At 68.3% G+C, this 17,215-nt stretch carries 25 protein-coding genes; 1 reads left to right on the forward strand and 24 read right to left on the reverse strand.

Annotated features, from left to right (window positions below):
- Positions 1-16 precede the first annotated feature (16 nt).
- From glmM to IE118_RS15110, 4 genes are all read right to left on the reverse strand, one after another.
- Complete coding sequence (gene glmM / locus IE118_RS15095; RefSeq protein ID WP_189558407.1) at positions 17-1,375, reverse strand: phosphoglucosamine mutase; 1,359 nt, start codon at positions 1,373-1,375, stop codon at positions 17-19.
- Positions 1,376-1,722: 347 nt separating this feature from the next.
- Positions 1,723-2,235 carry a 30S ribosomal protein S9 gene (gene rpsI, locus IE118_RS15100; protein ID WP_004927169.1) on the reverse strand — a complete coding sequence of 171 codons (513 nt, stop codon included), beginning with the start codon at positions 2,233-2,235 and terminating at the stop codon, positions 1,723-1,725.
- A gap of 42 nt (positions 2,236-2,277) precedes the next feature.
- On the reverse strand, positions 2,278-2,721 hold the full coding sequence (rplM, locus tag IE118_RS15105) for a 50S ribosomal protein L13 (protein ID WP_019526965.1): 444 nt from the start codon (positions 2,719-2,721) through the stop codon (positions 2,278-2,280).
- 244 nt (positions 2,722-2,965) lie between these two features.
- Positions 2,966-4,171, reverse strand: a complete 1,206-nt coding sequence (locus IE118_RS15110) for a glycosyltransferase 87 family protein (protein ID WP_189558408.1) — start codon at positions 4,169-4,171, stop codon at positions 2,966-2,968.
- A 74-nt stretch (positions 4,172-4,245) separates the two neighbouring features.
- Here IE118_RS15110 and IE118_RS15115 point away from each other — a divergent pair, with 74 nt between their 5' ends.
- A complete protein-coding gene (locus tag IE118_RS15115; protein WP_189558409.1) occupies positions 4,246-5,127 on the forward strand; it encodes a hypothetical protein in 882 nt (293 codons plus the stop codon).
- 19 nt (positions 5,128-5,146) lie between these two features.
- Here the strand turns inward: IE118_RS15115 and truA are convergent, their stop codons facing one another.
- The 20 genes from truA to rplN form a co-directional block, all read right to left on the reverse strand.
- On the reverse strand, positions 5,147-6,004 hold the full coding sequence (truA, locus tag IE118_RS15120) for a tRNA pseudouridine(38-40) synthase TruA (protein WP_189558410.1): 858 nt from the start codon (positions 6,002-6,004) through the stop codon (positions 5,147-5,149).
- Positions 6,005-6,148: 144 nt separating this feature from the next.
- Positions 6,149-6,655: a 50S ribosomal protein L17 gene (gene rplQ, locus IE118_RS15125; RefSeq protein WP_189558411.1), complete on the reverse strand. Its 507-nt coding sequence runs from the start codon at positions 6,653-6,655 to the stop codon at positions 6,149-6,151.
- A 216-nt stretch (positions 6,656-6,871) separates the two neighbouring features.
- Positions 6,872-7,894 (reverse strand): DNA-directed RNA polymerase subunit alpha, encoded by a 1,023-nt coding sequence (locus tag IE118_RS15130; RefSeq protein WP_003966937.1) that lies wholly within the window; start codon positions 7,892-7,894, stop codon positions 6,872-6,874.
- Positions 7,895-8,049: 155 nt separating this feature from the next.
- Entirely contained in the window at positions 8,050-8,454 is a 405-nt protein-coding gene (gene rpsK, locus IE118_RS15135; RefSeq protein WP_003956432.1) for a 30S ribosomal protein S11, read from the reverse strand.
- A gap of 65 nt (positions 8,455-8,519) precedes the next feature.
- Entirely contained in the window at positions 8,520-8,900 is a 381-nt protein-coding gene (rpsM, locus tag IE118_RS15140) for a 30S ribosomal protein S13 (protein ID WP_004984507.1), read from the reverse strand.
- Between the two features lie 194 nt (positions 8,901-9,094).
- The gene (rpmJ, locus tag IE118_RS15145) at positions 9,095-9,208 is read right to left on the reverse strand and encodes a 50S ribosomal protein L36 (RefSeq protein ID WP_003948619.1); all 114 of its coding nucleotides are present in this window, start codon (positions 9,206-9,208) and stop codon (positions 9,095-9,097) included.
- Positions 9,209-9,267: 59 nt separating this feature from the next.
- Positions 9,268-9,489: a translation initiation factor IF-1 gene (infA, locus tag IE118_RS15150; protein WP_004927214.1), complete on the reverse strand. Its 222-nt coding sequence runs from the start codon at positions 9,487-9,489 to the stop codon at positions 9,268-9,270.
- A gap of 177 nt (positions 9,490-9,666) precedes the next feature.
- Positions 9,667-10,503: a type I methionyl aminopeptidase gene (gene map / locus IE118_RS15155; protein WP_189558412.1), complete on the reverse strand. Its 837-nt coding sequence runs from the start codon at positions 10,501-10,503 to the stop codon at positions 9,667-9,669.
- Positions 10,504-10,654: 151 nt separating this feature from the next.
- Entirely contained in the window at positions 10,655-11,308 is a 654-nt protein-coding gene (locus IE118_RS15160; protein WP_189558413.1) for an adenylate kinase, read from the reverse strand.
- A complete protein-coding gene (gene secY / locus IE118_RS15165) occupies positions 11,308-12,621 on the reverse strand; it encodes a preprotein translocase subunit SecY (RefSeq protein WP_189558414.1) in 1,314 nt (437 codons plus the stop codon). Before secY ends, IE118_RS15160 begins: the two co-directional genes overlap by 1 nt.
- A gap of 243 nt (positions 12,622-12,864) precedes the next feature.
- On the reverse strand, positions 12,865-13,320 hold the full coding sequence (gene rplO, locus IE118_RS15170) for a 50S ribosomal protein L15 (protein WP_004927223.1): 456 nt from the start codon (positions 13,318-13,320) through the stop codon (positions 12,865-12,867).
- 2 nt (positions 13,321-13,322) lie between these two features.
- Positions 13,323-13,505, reverse strand: coding sequence for a 50S ribosomal protein L30 (rpmD, locus tag IE118_RS15175; RefSeq protein WP_003974250.1), 183 nt, complete (start codon positions 13,503-13,505; stop codon positions 13,323-13,325).
- Between the two features lie 2 nt (positions 13,506-13,507).
- Positions 13,508-14,113 (reverse strand): 30S ribosomal protein S5, encoded by a 606-nt coding sequence (gene rpsE / locus IE118_RS15180; RefSeq protein ID WP_189558415.1) that lies wholly within the window; start codon positions 14,111-14,113, stop codon positions 13,508-13,510.
- A 41-nt stretch (positions 14,114-14,154) separates the two neighbouring features.
- Positions 14,155-14,538 carry a 50S ribosomal protein L18 gene (gene rplR, locus IE118_RS15185; RefSeq protein ID WP_189558416.1) on the reverse strand — a complete coding sequence of 128 codons (384 nt, stop codon included), beginning with the start codon at positions 14,536-14,538 and terminating at the stop codon, positions 14,155-14,157.
- A gap of 3 nt (positions 14,539-14,541) precedes the next feature.
- Complete coding sequence (rplF, locus tag IE118_RS15190) at positions 14,542-15,081, reverse strand: 50S ribosomal protein L6 (protein ID WP_189558417.1); 540 nt, start codon at positions 15,079-15,081, stop codon at positions 14,542-14,544.
- A 24-nt stretch (positions 15,082-15,105) separates the two neighbouring features.
- Positions 15,106-15,504: a 30S ribosomal protein S8 gene (gene rpsH / locus IE118_RS15195; RefSeq protein ID WP_004927242.1), complete on the reverse strand. Its 399-nt coding sequence runs from the start codon at positions 15,502-15,504 to the stop codon at positions 15,106-15,108.
- Positions 15,505-15,742: 238 nt separating this feature from the next.
- On the reverse strand, positions 15,743-15,928 hold the full coding sequence (locus IE118_RS15200) for a type Z 30S ribosomal protein S14 (RefSeq protein ID WP_003948630.1): 186 nt from the start codon (positions 15,926-15,928) through the stop codon (positions 15,743-15,745).
- Between the two features lie 5 nt (positions 15,929-15,933).
- Positions 15,934-16,491, reverse strand: coding sequence for a 50S ribosomal protein L5 (gene rplE, locus IE118_RS15205; protein WP_006130773.1), 558 nt, complete (start codon positions 16,489-16,491; stop codon positions 15,934-15,936).
- Positions 16,491-16,814, reverse strand: a complete 324-nt coding sequence (gene rplX, locus IE118_RS15210; RefSeq protein WP_053674523.1) for a 50S ribosomal protein L24 — start codon at positions 16,812-16,814, stop codon at positions 16,491-16,493. The genes rplE and rplX overlap by 1 nt, the downstream gene beginning before the upstream one ends.
- 2 nt (positions 16,815-16,816) lie before the next feature.
- The gene (gene rplN, locus IE118_RS15215; protein WP_003998823.1) at positions 16,817-17,185 is read right to left on the reverse strand and encodes a 50S ribosomal protein L14; all 369 of its coding nucleotides are present in this window, start codon (positions 17,183-17,185) and stop codon (positions 16,817-16,819) included.
- Positions 17,186-17,215 lie beyond the last annotated feature (30 nt).

Consider the following 17,215-nt stretch of genomic DNA (forward strand, 5'->3'; position numbering starts at 1 on the left):
GCAGGCACCCCGTCGGCTACCCCAGCGCCGACTTCACCACGTCGGCCAGACGCCCGGCCACCGACCGCGCCTGGTCGATGTCCGCCGCCTCGACCATGACCCGCACCAGCGGCTCCGTCCCCGAGGGCCGCAGCAGCACGCGCCCCGTCTCACCGAGCTCCCGCTCCGCCTCACCCACCGCGGCCGCGAGCTCCGCGGAGGTCTTCACCCGGGACTTGTCCACGTCCGGAACGTTGACGAGCACCTGCGGCAGCCGCTCCATCACCGACGCCAGCTCCCGCAGCGGCCGCCCGCTCTCCGCGACCCGCGCCGCGAGCAGCAGCCCGGTCAGCGTGCCGTCGCCGGTCGTCGCGTGGTCGAGGATGATGACGTGCCCGGACTGCTCGCCCCCGAGGGCGTAGCCCTGGCTCTTCATCTCCTCCAGCACGTACCGGTCGCCGACGGCGGTCTGCACCAGCCGGATGCCCTCCCGCTCCATCGCCAGCTTGAACCCGAGGTTCGACATCACCGTCGCGACGACGGTGTCGGACCGCAGCGCGGAGCGTTCCCGCATCGCCAGCGCCAGCACCGCGAGGATCTGGTCGCCGTCGACCTCCTCACCGGTGTGGTCGACGGCCAGGCACCGGTCGGCGTCACCGTCGTGCGCGATGCCCAGCGCGGCCCCGTGCTCGACGACCGCGGCCTTCAGCTTGTCGAGGTGCGTCGAGCCGCAGCCGTCGTTGATGTTGAGCCCGTCCGGCTCCGCACCGATGGTGACGACCTGGGCCCCGGCCCGCGTGAACGCCTCCGGCGAGACCGCCGCGGCCGCGCCGTGCGCCTCGTCGAGGACGATCCGCAGGCCGTCCAGCCGGTTGGGGAGGACGCCGACGAGGTGGGCGACGTACTTCTCCAGCCCCTCCTCGTAGTCCCGCACGCGGCCGACTCCGGCACCGGTCGGCCGGTCCCAGGGCGCGCCGGTGCGGTGCTCCTCGTACACGGACTCGATGCGGTCCTCCAGCTCGTCGGCGAGCTTGTGGCCGCCGCGGGCGAAGAACTTGATGCCGTTGTCCGGCATGGCGTTGTGGCTCGCGGAGAGCATGACGCCGAGATCGGCGCCGAGGGCGCCGGTGAGGTGTGCCACGGCCGGCGTCGGCAGCACGCCGACGCGCAGGACGTCCACGCCCGCGCTGGCGAGGCCGGCGACCACGGCGGCCTCCAGGAACTCCCCGGACGCGCGCGGGTCGCGCCCGACCACGGCGGTGGGCCGGTGGCCTTCGAACGTGCCGGCCTCCGCCAGTACGTGCGCGGCGGCCACGGACAGGCCGAGCGCCATTTCCGCGGTCAGGTCCGCGTTGGCGACACCGCGCACGCCGTCCGTGCCGAAGAGTCGTCCCACTTGTCCTCCTGATGACCTGATGATGCGCCAGCACCGATGCCCGGACCGGGGTCCGGGCCCCGCCTCCCCGGTTCTGCCGAGGCGTGGGACCCGCCCGTACGGCCGACGGTCGTGCCACTGACGAAGCTTGTGATGTGTTCGACGGCCGTGAGGCGAATGCGGCTCGCATGCGGCTCCATGCCTCCGGGCACGCACCGCGACGGCGACGCCCGACGCCCGACCATCCGATCACATTAGCGTTTGAGCGCCTTGTGCCGTTATACGCCCACGGCACTGAATAAACGAACGCCCCGGCGGCACTGTGGCGTGCCGCCGGGGCGTTCGGAGTACGCGCGAGCGCCCTGTGTTTAGCGCTTGCTGTACTGCGGGGCCTTGCGGGCCTTCTTCAGACCGGCCTTCTTGCGCTCGACCGCACGGTCGTCGCGCTTGAGGAAGCCGGCCTTCTTCAGCGGGCCGCGGTTGTTGTCGACGTCCGCCTCGTTCAGCGCACGGGCGACACCCAGACGGAGCGCACCGGCCTGACCGGAGACACCGCCACCCGCGATGCGGGCGATGACGTCGTAGCGGCCTTCGAGCTCGAGCACCTTGAAGGGCTCGTTGACTTCCTGCTGGTGCACCTTGTTCGGGAAGTAGTCCTCGAGGGTGCGACCGTTGATCTTCCACTTGCCGGTGCCCGGGACGATCCGGACGCGGGCGATGGCGTTCTTGCGACGGCCCAGGCCGGCGGCCGGCTGGGGCTCGCCGAAGCGGGACGCCATGGACTCCGAGGTGTACTCGCCCTCGACGGGCACCTCGGACTCGGTGGTGTAGCTGTCGATGTCAAGCTCTTCGAGCGGCTGCTCGGCAGTGGTCTCGGCCACGATTCTCCTCAGATTCTGTTCAGTCTTAGGGGGTGGCCGGACTTACTGCGCGACCTGGGTGATCTCGAACGGCACCGGCTGCTGCGCAGCGTGGGGGTGCTGGTCGCCCGAGTAGACCTTCAGCTTCGAGAGCATCTGACGGCCCAGGGTGTTCTTGGGGAGCATGCCCTTGACGGCCTTCTCGATGGCCTTCTCGGGGTTCTTCGCCAGCAGCTCGTCGTAGCGGACGGAGCGCAGACCACCCGGGTAACCCGAGTGGCGGTACGCCATCTTCTGGGTCCGCTTGTTGCCGGAGAGGTGCACCTTGTCCGCGTTGATGATGATGACGAAGTCACCGGTGTCGACGTGGGGCGCGTAGATCGGCTTGTGCTTGCCGCGCAGGATGGAGGCCGCAGTGGAGGCCAGACGACCCAGGACGACGTCCTGAGCGTCGATGACGTGCCACTGGCGCGTCACATCGCCGGGCTTGGGGCTGTACGTACGCACGGTTCGTAGCCTTCGCTTCTTCAGTGAATGGTCCTGACAAGGTCACCGAAGACGATCACGACAGCCCTGACCGCACAGCGGTGACGCAAACCGCGTGCTGGTCGCTGGTCATCGGTCCGGTGGACCGGTGTAAGGGCCCCTCACGTGAGAATGAGCAAGCCACTACACACAACGAACATGCAGAATACCCATGCTCGGCCGGACGGGTCAAAACGAGACCGCCGTCGGTGACGTCGCCGATGAACTACACGGATTCTACGGCCGCACGCCGCCCCTCCGGCGTCTCCCGCGCCCCGCCGGTCCCGCCGTCCCCGACCGCCGTGCGCACGCAGTGGCAGGCGACGGTCACCGCCAGCACGCACAGCGTGACCGAGTCCCGGAACGCCCTGCGCTTCCCCGACTCCAGCCACGGCCAGGTCACCCCCGGCAGCTGCGGCACCAGGGCGAGCCAGAACCAGGGGCGCCGGGTGACCGACCCGGCGTGGGGCAGCCCGGCGAGCAGCAGCGGCAGCACCACCAGGAGGTAGTGGTTGTAGGAGGGCCGTGACACGAGGAACGCCGAGAGCATCAGCCCCGCCGACGTCTCCGCCAGCCGCAGCCCCGCCGGCCCCGGCCCCCGCCAGCGCCGGTACGCGCAGCCCACCCCCACGGCGGCCGCGAGCACCGCCAGCACCGTGGCCAGCGCCTGCGGCACGCCGAGCCGGGGCAGCACGGCGGCGGGACCGGCCTCGTAGAGCCGCAGGAAGGCGTCGTCGCCGGTCAGCAGGAAGGGCAGGGTGCGGGTGAGGAAGCCGGTGGGGTCGGGCAGGAACAGCGCCGCCACCACCGAGGTCACGGCCGGCACCAGGACCACCAGGGCCAGCGCCCTCCACCGGCGGGCGAAGAGGAACAGCAGCACCATCGGCGCGAGCAGCGGCTTCACCGCCACCGCGACCCCGACGACCGCGCCGGCCGTGACCCACCGGCCCCGGCTCGCCAGCAGCAGGCACAGCGGCAGCGCCAGCACGGCCGTCACCGTCCAGTTGCCCAGCCGCACCAGTTGGCCGAACGGCGCGAACCCGGCCGCGAGGGCGAGCAGGCCGAGGACGGCGAGCCGGCTGCGCAGCGGCACCCGGTGCAGTCGCAGCGCGCAGGCCCAGCCCAGGGTGAGCGCGAGGATCGCCCCCGCCGGCACCAGCACGTCGAGCACGGAGCGCGGCAGCAGTGCCTGCGGGACGGCGGCCATCACCGCGCTCGGGAAATAGAGGAAGTGCCGGTCGTCGTACGGCGATCCACCGTCCAGCCAGGTCCGCGCGGCGTCCACGACGATCCGGTTGTCCATGCCTCCGTCCGAGGTCACCAGCACCGTATGGATCGTCAGTGCGCCCAGCACGGCCGCGAGTCCGGTCCACCACCAGCCACCCGCAGGACGCACCAACCACCCGGAGATGTCGCTTTTGCCCGTCACCATGAGCGCAACGCTAGGGCCTTCCGCACCCGTTGAGGCGGACCAGCACACCCCTTGCCCCGTCTAAGATGCGCCCCATGAGTTTTGGGCAGGGGGGACCTTCACAGCAGTGGGATCCCTGGAAACCGAATTCCCAGCAGCCCTGGAGCAGCGGCGGTGCCGGCCAGTCGCCCGACTGGGCCGCCCTCGCCGACGCCTCCGAGGCCCGCGCCAAGCGCCGCCGGCTGCTGTTCATAGGCGGTGGCGCGCTCGCCACCGTCGCGATAGGCGCGGCCGTGGCCGTCGCCGTGGTGTCGGCCAACGACGGCAACCAGGCCTCGCCGGGCGCGTCCTCGCAGCTGCCCGGCGCCTCCGACCTGCCGAGCCCGACGGGCACCGTCCCGTCGTTCGCCCCGACGAGCGCCCCGCCACCGCTGGACCCGAACGACTTCATCGCCAGCGCGGTGAAGGACAAGGCGCCGCTGAGCCCCGACATCCTCTTCCCGGGCACGCAGCTGACCATGGGTGACACGGTGTACAAGAAGGGCCCGACGGCGGACACCGGGAACTGCGCCTCGGCCGCGAAGGCGACGCTCCCCAAGGCGCTCTCCGACAACAGGTGCACGCGCCTGATCCGGGTCACCTACACCAAGGACGGCGTGGCGGTGACGGTCGGCGTGGCCGTCTTCGACACCCAGGCCCAGGCGGCCAAGGCCCGGCAGCAGGCCGACAAGAAGAGCATCATCAAGTCGCTGTCGGGCGGCGGGGTCAAGGACTTCTGCTCCGGCGCGGTCTGCCGCTCCACCACCAACACCGTGGGGCGCTACGCCTACTTCACCCTGGCGGGCTTCACCAACGGCAAGAACGTGACGGAGAAGGACAAGGCCGTCTTCGCCACGGGCGACGACCTGCAGGAGTTCACGTTCCGTCAGATCCGGCGCAGGGGCGAGGCGCAGGCGTCGGCGGCGGCGAACGAGTAGCGCCGCCGCCGGGCCGGGTTCAGCAGCAGCCGCCCGCCGGCAGGGACCGCTTGTTGCGGGCCTCCCTGCTGCGCGCCGCCAGCAGGTCGTCTGCGGGGTAGCCGACCTCCTCCAGGGTCAGCCCGTGCGGGCGTACGACGTGGACGGCCGAGTCCCGTACGCCGGCGGCCAGCACCTTGCCCGGCCAGTCCGGCGGACGGTGACCGTCGCCGACGAACAGCAGGGCGCCGATGAGCGAGCGCACCATGTTGTGGCAGAAGGCGTCCGCGCGGACGGTGGCGGTGACGATCCCGTCCTCCCCCCGCGCCAGGCTCAGTTCCTGGAGCGTCCGGATGGTCGTCGCGCCCTCCCGCCGCTTGCAGTACGCGGCGAAGTCGTGCTCGCCGAGCAGTCCGCGTGCCGCCTCGTTCATCGCGTCGACGTCCAGCGGCCAGTCGTGCCACAGCACGTGCCCGCGCAGCAGCGGGTCCACCCCGCCCGGGTTGTCGGTGACCCGGTAGGCGTAGCGCCGCCAGATCGCGGAGAAGCGGGCGTCGAACCCGGCGGGCGCCTCCCTGAGCGCCCACACCCGGACGTCCCTGGGCAGCCGCCCGGCGAGCCGCTTGAGCAGCTTGGTGTGGTGCTCGGCCCACACCTCGCGCGGCAGGTCGACGTGCGCGACCTGGCCCCGGGCGTGCACGCCGGCGTCCGTCCGCCCCGCCACGGTCAGCTCGTACGTCGTCCCGCCGGACCGCGTCACGGTCCGCAGCGCGTCCTCGATCTCCCCCTGGACGGTACGCCGCCCCCCGGCCTGCTTGGCCCAGCCGGAGAACCCGGCCCCGTCATAGGAAAGATCCAGCCGCACCCGCACGAACCCCGGTCGCACTTCGTCACTCACCCAGAGATCCTCTCAGCCACAAGAAAACGGGCCCGCCCCTCGAAAGGGACGGGCCCGCAGCAGCGCCCCCGAAGGGACGCGGGGGCCTGCGCGACCAGCCACGACACAGCGCCGCAGCCACAGCCGCGCAGCCCCGGCGAACGCTTACGCGTCCTTCGACTCCTCGGCCGGAGCCTCGGCGGCCTCGTCCTTGGACAGCTCCGCCTTCGGCTCAGCGGCCTCGGCGCCCTCGGCGTCCTTCGCGGAACGCTTGGTCGCGGCCTCCGCCTCACCGACAGCGGTCTGCTGCACGGTCAGCGCCTCGACCAGCTCGATGACGGCCATGGGCGCGTTGTCGCCACGGCGGTTGCCGATCTTGGTGATGCGGGTGTAGCCACCGGGACGGTTCTCGTACCGCGGGCCGATCTCGGTGAAGAGCGTGTGGACGATGCTCTTGTCCGTGATGACCTGGAGCACCTGACGGCGGTTGTGAAGGTCGCCCTTCTTCGCCTTGGTGACCAGACGCTCGGCGTACGGACGCAGCTTGCGCGCCTTCGCCTCGGTGGTGGTGATGCGGCCGTGCTCGAAAAGCGCCTTCGCGAGGTTCGCGAGCATGAGCTTCTCGTGCGCGGCGCTGCCGCCCAGACGGGCACCCTTGGTGGGCCTCGGCATGGTGTTTCTCCTAGGTGTCTGCCCCGGCCGTACCAGGTACCGGAGTCAGTATCCGAGCGAGCGGTTGCCCGTCGGAGATCCGGGCGCCTTCACAGACGCCCGGAGGGTCCGCGCCCCCGAAGGGGCGCGGGGCGGGGTCGACATGCGACTCCGTCGCGTGGGCGCGACCGGCCCCAACGGGCCGGCGGCCGCGGAACCGGCCTCCTCGCGGAGCGCTCAGTACTGCTCGGTCTCCACGAAGCCCGCGTCCGCGTCGTCGTCCGCGCCGAACGCGTCGGCGGCGGCGGTCGGGTCGAACCCGGGGGGCGAGTCCTTCAGCGCCAGGCCCATACCGGCCAGCTTCGCCTTGACCTCGTCGATCGACTTCGCACCGAAGTTGCGGATGTCGAGCAGGTCCGCCTCGCTGCGCGCGACGAGCTCACCCACGGAGTGGATGCCCTCACGCTTGAGGCAGTTGTACGACCGAACGGTGAGCTCCAGCTCCTCGATCGGCAGCGCCAGGTCGGCGGCGAGGGCGGCGTCCGTGGGGGACGGGCCCATGTCGATGCCCTCGGCGTCGATGTTCAGCTCGCGGGCGAGACCGAACAGCTCGACCAGGGTCTTGCCGGCGGAGGCCATGGCGTCACGCGGACGCATCGCCTGCTTGGTCTCGACGTCGACGATCAGCTTGTCGAAGTCGGTGCGCTGCTCGACACGGGTCGCCTCGACCTTGTAGGTGACCTTGAGAACCGGCGAGTAGATCGAGTCGACCGGGATGCGCCCGATCTCCTGACCGACCTGCTTGTTCTGCACGGCGGAGACGTAGCCGCGGCCGCGCTCGACGGTCAGCTCCATCTCCAGCTTGCCCTTGCCGTTGAGGGTGGCGAGGACGAGGTCGGGGTTGTGCACCTCGACACCGGCCGGGGGCGCGATGTCGGCGGCGGTGACCAGACCCGGACCCTGCTTGCGCAGGTACATCACGACCGGCTCGTCGTGCTCCGAGGAGACGACCAGCTGCTTGATGTTGAGGATCAGGTCGGTGACGTCCTCCTTGACGCCCGGCACGGTGGTGAACTCGTGCAGGACGCCGTCGATGCGGATGCTGGTGACGGCGGCACCGGGGATCGACGACAGGAGGGTACGGCGCAGGGAGTTGCCGAGGGTGTAGCCGAAGCCCGGCTCCAGCGGCTCGATCACGAACCGGGAGCGGAATTCGTCGACGACCTCTTCGGTCAACGAGGGACGCTGAGCGATCAGCATGTGTGGATCAGATCCTTCTTTCGTGGACGCCCGCTATTTGACGCCCGACGGAAACCGCACCCGGTGAGAAGTGCGGGTACTGCAAGGGTACGGGCGGCACGGCCCTTGCGAGCCGTACCGCCCGGAACCCGAAGCCGATCGAGGCGGCCGGCGTCTCAGACGCGGCGGCGCTTCGGCGGGCGGCAGCCGTTGTGCGGGGTCGGGGTGACGTCCTGGATGGAGCCGACCTCGAGGCCCGTGGCCTGCAGGGAACGGATCGCGGTCTCACGACCGGAGCCCGGGCCCTTGACGAACACGTCGACCTTGCGCATGCCGTGCTCCTGGGCGCGGCGGGCAGCCGACTCGGCGGCCATCTGCGCGGCGAACGGCGTGGACTTCCGGGAGCCCTTGAAGCCGACGTGGCCGGCGGAGGCCCAGGAGATCACGTTGCCCGAGGGGTCCGTGATCGACACGATCGTGTTGTTGAACGTGCTCTTGATGTGCGCGTGGCCATGAGCGACGTTCTTCTTTTCCTTGCGGCGCACCTTCTTGGCAGCGCCCTGACGTCCCTTGGGGGGCATCTCTTAACTCCTACGGGAGGTGGTCGGTCCTACAGCGAAGACCGTGGACAGGCGTCCGCTGCGGACTACTTCTTGCCCGGCTTCTTCTTGCCGGCGATGGCGCGACGCGGGCCCTTGCGGGTACGCGCGTTGGTGCTGGTGCGCTGACCGCGGACGGGCAGACCGCGACGGTGACGCAGACCCTGGTAGGTGCCGATCTCGACCTTGCGGCGGATGTCGGCCTGGATCTCGCGACGGAGGTCACCCTCGGTCTTGATGTTGTTGTCGACGTACTCGCGGATCGCGACGAGCTGCTCCTCGGAGAGGTCGCGAACGCGGGTGTTCGGGTCGACGCCGGTGGCGGCCAGCGTCTGCTGCGAAAGGGTTCGGCCGATGCCGAACACGTAGGTGAGGGCGATCTCCACGCGCTTTTCGCGCGGGATGTCAACACCGGAAACGCGTGCCATTCAATGGCTCCAGTTAGTTGTCGGAGGTCTTCCACAGGACCGGATCCCTGTCCGCCGTACGAGGTACGGACCGGGTCCCCGGCCTCCGAGCCGGGGGTGTCGAGCCGTGTCGGCTCGGGACCTGCGTATGAACGTGTGTTGCTCGCGTCGCGCGAAGTTCTGCGGAAAGTCGCAGAGGGTCGATCGTGCTGCGGTCAGCCCTGGCGCTGCTTGTGGCGCGGGTTGTCACAGATGATCATGACCCGGCCGTGACGGCGGATCACCCTGCACTTGTCGCAGATCTTCTTGACGCTCGGCTTGACCTTCATGGGTGTGAGGTTCTCCGGGTCAGTGCCATCACCCCGGCGGACCGGGGAGCGGGCAAGATCTACTTGTACCGGTAGACGATCCGGCCACGCGTCAGGTCGTACGGGGAGAGCTCCACCACGACCCGGTCGTCAGGGAGGATGCGGATGTAGTGCATGCGCATCTTGCCGCTGATGTGTGCCAGGACCTGGTGGCCGTTCTGGAGCTCGACCCTGAACATGGCGTTCGGAAGAGACTCGACGACAGTGCCCTCGATCTCGATGGCACCTTGCTTCTTGGCCACGCTTCGCCCTTCGAATCGACTACCTTGATCGACTCCGACGTGCACCGCGTGAGTACATGCAGACATGCGGGTGCACAAGAGCCGACGAGTCAGTCTACGTCAGCGCACCCGGAAACACGAATCGAGAAATCCTGCCCCACGGGGGAGATCCTTAACCCGGGGCGCCCGGCCGACCGGTCAGGCCAGCGGGTCCGGGGCCGCCGTGATGCCCAGCTCCGCCAGCTTCGCCTTGCCGCCGTCGGGTGCCGTCAGGACCAGCGGGCCCTGCTCGGTGAGGGCGACGGAGTGCTCCCAGTGGGACGACCAGGTGCCGTCGGTGGTGATGACGGTCCAGTCGTCGGAGAGGACCTCCGTCCTCGGGGTGCCCAGGGAGACCATCGGCTCGATGGCGAGGCAGAAGCCCGGGACCAGCTTGGGGCCCTTGCCCCGCTTGCGGTCGACGTAGTTCAGCAGGTGCGGGTCCATGTGCATCTCGGTGCCGATGCCGTGGCCGCCGTAGTCCTCGATGATCCCGTACTTGCCGCCGCCCGGCTTCGGCTGGCGGCGGATGTACGTCTCCACGGCCCGCGAGATGTCCACGAGCCGGTTGCCCTGCTTCATGGCCGCGATGCCGGCCCACATCGACTCCTCGGTCACCCGGGACAGCTCGACCAGCTCCGGCGCGTGCCCGGAGCCGACGAACGCCGTGTAGGCGGCGTCGCCGTGCCAGCCGTCGATGACGGCGCCGCAGTCGATGGAGATGACGTCACCGTCCTTCAGGACGACGTCGTCGGAGGGGATGCCGTGGACGACGACCTCGTTCACGGAGGTGCAGATGGTGGCGGGGAAACCGCCGTAGCCGAGGAAGTTCGGCTTGGCGCCGTGCTCCGCGAGGACCTTGCGCGCGACCTGGTCCAGATCCTTGGTCGTCGCCCCGGGCACGGCCGCCTCACGGGTGGCCGCGTGGATGGCCGCTACGACCAGCCCCGCCTCACGCATCTTGGCGATCTGCTCGGGGCTCTTGATCTGCACCATGGGGACGAGGGCCTTTCCTGGACCAGGGATACGAACTCTTCCAACGATACGGGCGCCCGCGGTGCTTCGGTTCCACGGGCGTCCACCCCGTCCCATGCCACAGCCGCGGCCCCGCACGAGGGGGACCGCGGCTGTGGGAGGCGGGACCTGACTACCCGGCGCTCTTCAGCGCCTCCAGGGCACGCCCCGTGACCTCGTCCACCGGGCCCATCGCCGAGATCGTCACGACCAGGCCCTGCGCCCGGTAGTAGCCGATGATCGGCTCGGTCTGCGTGTGGTAGACCTCCAGCCGCGTCCGCACCGTCGACTCCGAGTCGTCGTCGCGCTGGTACAGCTCGCCGCCGCAGATGTCACAGACACCCTCCTGCTTCGGCGGGCTGTACGTCACGTGGAACACGTGCGCCGAGTCCTTGCGGCACACCCGCCGCCCGGCGATCCGCTTGACGACCTCGTCCTCGGGGGCCTCGAGATCGAGCACCGCGTCCAGCTTGATGCCCTCGGTCTGCAGCAGCTCGTCCAGCGCCTCGGCCTGCGACACGTTGCGCGGGAAGCCGTCCAGCAGGAAGCCGCCCTCGGCGTCGGGCTGCTCCATGCGGTCCTTGGCCATGGCGATGGTGACCTCGTCGGGGACGAGGTTGCCGGCGTCCATGTAGGACTTCGCGAGCTTGCCCAGCTCCGTCTGCCGGCTGATGTTGGCGCGGAACAGGTCACCCGTGGAGATGTGCGGGATGCGCAGTTTCTCGGCAAGGCGGGTGGCCTGCGTACCCTTTCCGGCACCCGGCGGCCCGACGAGGACGATTCGCATCAGCGGAGGAACCCTTCGTAATTGCGCTGCTGGAGCTGGCTCTCGATCTGCTTCACGGTCTCGAGACCGACACCCACGATGATCAGGATGCTGGTCCCGCCGAACGGGAAGTTCTGGTTTGCCCCGAAACCAGCCAACGCCATTGTCGGCACGAGAGAGATCAGGCCCAGATACAGCGAACCCGGCCAGGTGATCCGGTTGAGTACGTAGCTCAGGTACTCAGCGGTCGGTCGGCCAGCCCGGATGCCCGGGATGAAGCCACCATACTTCTTCATGTTGTCGGCGACTTCTTCGGGGTTGAAGGTAATCGCCACGTAGAAGAAGGCGAAGAAGACGATCAACAGGAAGTACAGGATGATGTGGAACGTCGCTCCGGTGTCCGCGAGGTTCTTCGTGATCCAGGCCGCCCAGCCGGCGTCCGAGTTCGAGAACTGGACGATCAGCGCGGGAATGTAGAGCAGCGACGAGGCGAAGATGACGGGAATGACACCCGCCTGGTTCACCTTCAGCGGGATGTAGGTGGACGTGCCGCCGTAGGAACGGCGACCGATCATGCGCTTGGCGTACTGCACCGGGATCCGGCGCTGTGCCTGCTCGACGAAGACGACCAGGGCGACCATGACGAACCCGACGACCATGACGGTGCCGAACTCGATCCAGCCGTCCGCCAGGCTGCCCTGCTCCTTGATGGCCCACAGGGCGGAGGGGAAGGTCGCGGCGATCGAGATGAACATCAGGATCGACATGCCGTTGCCCACGCCGCGGTCGGTGATGAGCTCGCCGAGCCACATCACGGCGGCCGTACCGGCGGTCATGGTGATGACCATGGTGATGGTCACGAAGATCGACTGGTCGGGCACGATCTGGCCGGCGACGGGGCAGCCCGGGAAGAGGGAGCCGCTGCGGGCGGTGGCCACCAGGCCGGTGCCCTGGAGGATGGCCAGCGCGATCGTCAGATAACGCGTGTACTGCGTGATCTTCGCCGTACCGGCCTGGCCCTCCTTCTTCAGGGCTTCCAGACGCGGGATCACGACGGTCAGCAGCTGCAGGATGATGCTCGCCGTGATGTACGGCATGATGCCCAGCGCGAAGATCGTGATCTGGAGCAGTGCGCCGCCGCTGAACATGTTGACCAGACCCAGCAGGCCCTGGCCGGCTTCTGCGTTGTCGATACAGGCCTGGACGTTGCGGTAGTCGACACCCGGGATCGGGACGTTCGTACCGATGCGGTACACGACGATGATGCCGAGCGTGAAGAGCAGCTTCTTGCGCAGGTCGGGCGTCTTGAACGCCCGGGCGAACGCGGTGAGCACGGTGCCTCCTGCGACCCCCCGCGCAACTGCGTCAAGGGTGACGGTCTTGAGATTCCGACTAAGGACGATTACGTAACGGTCAACTGCCGCGGTGAGTGCCCCGTATGGGGCTCCCGAGGTCAATGGGCAGCGCAGGCCACCTTACCGGCGAGACTGCCACCCTAGGAACGACCAACCGGGGATACCCCATTTGTGGGGTATCCCCGGTCGGGATCGTTCTACGTCATCGAGACACCTGACGGATCAGACGAGCTCGGTGACGGTACCGCCGGCGGCGGTGATCTTCTCCTTGGCGGAGCCGGAGACGGCGTCGACCGTCACCTGCAGCGCCACGGAGATCTCGCCCTGGCCCAGGACCTTGACGAGGCTGTTCTTGCGCACGGCGCCCTTGGCGACCAGGTCCTCGACCGTGACCTCTCCACCCTCGGGGTAGAGGGAGGCCAGCTTGTCCAGGTTGACGACCTGGAACTCGGTCTTGAACGGGTTCTTGAAGCCCTTCAGCTTCGGGAGACGCATGTGGAGCGGCATCTGGCCACCCTCGAAGCGCTCCGGAACCTGGTAACGGGCCTTGGTGCCCTTGGTACCACGACCGGCCGTCTTACCCTTCGACGCCTCACCACGACCGACACGGGTCTTCGCGGTCTTGGCGCCGGGGGCGGGACGGAGGTTGTGGATCTTGAGCGGGTTCTGCTCCGCCATGATCAGTCGACCTCCTCGACCGTCACGAGGTGGCGGACGGTGTGCACCATTCCGCGGAACTCGGGGCGGTCCTCCTTGACGACCTGCGTGTTGATGCCCTTGAGACCAAGGGAACGCAGGGTGTCACGGTGGTTCTGCTTGCTGCCGATGTAGGACTTGACCTGCGTAATCTTGAGCTGCGCCATGATTACGCACCCGCCCCGGCACGCGCACGGAGAAGAGCCGCGGGGGCGACGTCCTCGAGGGGCAGACCACGGCGGGCCGCGATCTCCTCGGGACGCTGCAGGCCCTTGAGGGCCGCCACGGTCGCGTGCACGATGTTGATCTGGTTGTCGGAGCCGAGCGACTTCGACAGCACGTCGTGGATACCGGCGCACTCGAGCACGGCGCGCACCGGACCACCGGCGATCACACCGGTACCGGGCGACGCAGGCTTGAGCAGCACGACGCCGGCAGCCTTCTCACCCTGGATGGGGTGCGGGATGGTGCCCTGGATGCGGGGGACCTTGAAGAAGTGCTTCTTGGCCTCCTCAACGCCCTTGGCGATGGCGGCCGGCACCTCCTTGGCCTTGCCGTATCCGACACCCACGGTGCCGTCACCGTCGCCCACCACGACCAGCGCGGTGAAGCTGAAGCGACGACCACCCTTCACAACCTTGGCGACACGGTTGATCGCGACGACGCGCTCAACGTATGCGGTCTTCTCGGCGGCAGCTGCGCCGCCGTCACGGCCCTTCCGGTCCCGCCGCTCGCCGCCACCGGCACCGCCACCGCGGCGCTGGGGTCCAGCCATTGGAATTACCTCTCTCTGTTTCCGCTAGCTACGGAACCGACTCAGAACTTGAGTCCGGCTTCGCGGGCGGCGTCCGCCAGGGCGGCGATGCGCCCCGCGTACCTGTTGCCACCGCGGTCGAACACGACAGCCTCGACACCGGCGGCCTTGGCGCGCTCCGCGACCAGGGCGCCGACCTGCTGGGCCTGCGAGGACTTGTCGCCCTCGCCACCGCGGATCGACGCGTCCAGCGTGGACGCCGAGGCCAGCGTGTGGCCCTTCAGGTCGTCGATCACCTGCGCCACGATGTGACGGTTGGAACGAGTCACGACCAGGCGGGGACGCTCGGCAGTACCAGAGACGTTCTTGCGGATCCGGATGTGACGACGCTTGATAGCAGCACGCTTGTAGGCGTCGCCCTTGAGGATCTTCTGCCCGTATGCCATGGCTTACTTACCCGCCTTTCCGACCTTGCGGCGGATGACTTCGCCCTCGTACTTGACGCCCTTGGCCTTGTACGGGTCGGGCTTGCGCAGCTTGCGGATGTTCGCCGCAACCTCGCCGACCTTCTGCTTGTCGATGCCCTCGACCGAGAAGCGGGTGGGGGCCTCCACCTTGAAGGTGATGCCCTCGGGCGCCTCGATCGTGATCGGGTGGCTGTAGCCCAGGGAGAACTCCAGGTTGGAACCCTTGGCGACAACGCGGTAACCGACACCGCTGATCTCGAGCTTCTTCACGTAACCCTGGGTCACGCCGGTGATCATGTTCGCCACCAGCGTGCGGGACAGGCCGTGCAGGGCCTTGTTCTGACGCTCGTCGTTGGGGCGGGTGACGTTCAGGACGCCGTCCTCACCCTTGGCGATCTCGATCGGCGACACGACGGTGTGGTTCAGCGTGCCCTTGGGGCCCTTGACCGTGACCGTCTGGCCGTCGATGGTGACGTCCACGCCGGCGGGAACCGCGATGGGGAGCTTGCCGATGCGCGACATAGCTGTTTCCTCCGTTCCCTTCCGCTACCAGACGTAGGCGAGGACTTCCCCACCCACGCCCTTCTTGCCGGCCTGCTTGTCGGTGAGGAGCCCGTGCGACGTGGAGATGATCGCCACGCCGAGGCCGCCGAGCACCTTCGGCAGGTTGGTGGACTTCGCGTACACCCGGAGACCGGGCTTGGAGATCCGCTTGATGCCCGCGATGGAGCGCTCACGGTTCGGACCGAACTTCAGGTCCAGGACGAGGTTCTTGCCGACCTCGGCGTCCTCGACCTTCCAGCCCGTGATGAAGCCCTCCTGCTGGAGGATCTCCGCGATGTGCGACTTGATCTTCGAGTGCGGCATCGCCACGGTGTCGTGGTACGCCGAGTTCGCGTTCCGCAGACGCGTAAGCATGTCTGCGATCGGATCAGTCATGGTCATGAATTGGCCTTCGGCCTCTCTCGCCGGGGTTTCCTGGTGCGCCATCCCTCTCCCCGATCCGAGACGGGACGGGTGCGGCGCGGTGGACCTACGGCGTAGTAAGCAAACATGAGCGGGCTGAGCCCGCGTGCGTATGGGCACGGCAGGTGCCCAACCCCACAAGCCTAAGCCATGCGGAGTGGGCCTCCCGCCGTCCCCACTGCTTACCGAGAGCCCTGGGAGCCGGGAATTACCCGGACTACCAGGAGCTCTTGGTCACGCCCGGCAGCTCGCCACGGTGAGCCATCTCACGAAGGCACACGCGGCACAGGCCGAACTTGCGGTACACGGAGTGCGGACGACCGCAGCGCTGGCAGCGGGTGTAGCCGCGCACTCCGAACTTGGGCTTGCGAGCAGCCTTCGCGATGAGAGCCTTCTTCGCCATCTCGCTCACGCCTCCTTGAACGGGAAGCCGAGGTGACGGAGAAGGGCGCGGCCCTCTTCGTCGTTGGTCGCCGTGGTCACCACGGTGATGTCCATACCCCGGACACGGTCGATCTTGTCCTGGTCGATCTCGTGGAACATGACCTGCTCCGTGAGACCGAAGGTGTAGTTGCCACGGCCGTCGAACTGCTTGGGGGACAGGCCGCGGAAGTCGCGGATGCGCGGGAGCGCGAGCGACAGGGTGCGGTCCAGGAACTCCCACATGCGGTCGCCACGGAGCGTGACGTGGGCACCGATCGGCTGGCCCTCACGCAGCTTGAACTGCGCGATGGACTTGCGGGCCTTGGTGACGGCCGGCTTCTGACCGGTGATCGTGGTGAGGTCGCGGATGGCGCCCTCGATCAGCTTGGAGTCGCGGGCGGCGTCGCCCACACCCATGTTGACCACGATCTTGACGAGGCCGGGCACCTGCATGACGTTCTCGTAGGAGAACTGCTCGCGCAGCTTGCCCGCGATCTCCTCGCGGTACTTCGTCTTCAGACGCGGAGTGGTGGTGGTCGTCATCAGATGTCCTCACCCGTCCGCTTGGCAACGCGGATCTTGTTGCCTTCGTCGTCGAAGCGGTAACCGACGCGCGTGACGACCTTGTTCCCGTCCTTCTCCACGACCAGCTGGACGTTGGAGACGTGGATCGGGGCCTCGGTGGTCACGATGCCGCCGGCCTGCGAACCGCGAGCGGTCGGACCGGCCTTGGTGTGCTTCTTGACCCGGTTGACACCCTCGACCAGGACACGCTCGTCGCGCGGGTAAGCGGCGATGACCTTGCCCTGCTTGCCCTTGTCCTTGCCGGTGATGACCTGGACCAGGTCACCCTTCTTGATCTTCATGCTCACAGCACCTCCGGCGCGAGGGAGATGATCTTCATGAACTTCTTCTCGCGCAGCTCACGGCCGACCGGGCCGAAGATACGGGTGCCACGAGGGTCGCCGTCGTTCTTCAGAATGACGGCGGCGTTCTCGTCGAAGCGGATGTACGAGCCGTCCGGACGGCGGCGCTCCTTGACGGTGCGAACGATGACCGCCTTGACGACGTCACCCTTCTTCACGTTGCCACCGGGGATCGCGTCCTTGACGGTGGCGACGATGACGTCACCGATGCCCGCGTAGCGGCGACCGGAGCCACCGAGCACACGGATGCAAAGGATTTCCTTCGCACCAGTGTTGTCGGCGACACGCAGTCGCGACTCCTGCTGGATCACGTCTATCTCCTGATTGTCTGCCGGTTCCCC

This window comes from Streptomyces pilosus (assembly GCF_014649835.1).
GTDB lineage: Bacteria > Actinomycetota > Actinomycetes > Streptomycetales > Streptomycetaceae > Streptomyces > Streptomyces pilosus.